This window comes from Neglectibacter sp. X4 (assembly GCF_009917365.1).
Classification (GTDB): Bacteria; Bacillota; Clostridia; order Oscillospirales; family Acutalibacteraceae; genus Acutalibacter.
Genome location: NZ_QWLE01000236.1, coordinates 1 through 719, shown reverse-complemented (window position 1 = coordinate 719; position 719 = coordinate 1). Strand labels below are relative to the sequence as shown.

Genomic DNA, 719 nt, shown 5'->3' with positions numbered 1-719 from the left:
TGCAAAATAAGGGACAAAGTAGCAACCCTACCTTGTCCCTCTTAGTTTTTTATAGGCAAAAGCTTAAACAGGGTCGTTACAATTTGATAACGGTACAACCATTACGGATTTTACCGTCCTCGCCCATGATTTCATTTTTGGTGCGTACTCGTTTGCCTGTCTCGTCAAAAAATACACTTCGTGCGGCAATCTTGATTTCGGGTAGCAGTGTCCTTTCACTGAAAATCAGATGTCAGAGGATTTGATATATAAACTGGGAGTTATCTCACTCCCGTCAAGATAAAATTCATTAACTGCTCTACATCATCAAAATCATCATAATCTCCGTTTATGCCATTTCGATGATACACAACTCCATTTTTCTCATTTCTCTCTAAACAGTCCAAAAGTTTTTCTTCTCCATATTTTTTAGCAAATAAAGTAAATGTGTAGGGTTTGATTTTGCCTAATAATCCTTTCTTGCAATTTTCTTCGCACTTATAACAATGTGTCAGTCCTTTTGCAATCGAACATTTTTTATTCTCACAAACATCATTATCTGGACAACCGTTTGAGCCACATCCATTACAATCAGCATTTTCTGTGCATAAGCAACACGCAAGACCACATCTGGCAATTCCTAATTCTCGTTTCATAAGACACCTCCGCAACTTCTAATTTGTTCCTGTATAAAAAGTATATCACGAAGGCGTGAAGATTTCTATACTGTTGTTCATTTG

At 37.0% G+C, this 719-nt stretch carries 1 protein-coding gene and 1 pseudogene; both read right to left on the bottom strand.

The annotated features are described in order from the left end of the window. Positions 1-82 precede the first annotated feature (82 nt). Positions 83-232, bottom strand: a pseudogene (locus D1841_RS19440) (MobA/MobL family protein); the annotation flags it as partial. Positions 233-260: 28 nt separating this feature from the next. After that, complete coding sequence (locus D1841_RS17870; RefSeq protein WP_160201697.1) at positions 261-635, bottom strand: DUF3795 domain-containing protein; 375 nt, start codon at positions 633-635, stop codon at positions 261-263. Between the last annotated feature and the right edge of the window lie 84 nt (positions 636-719).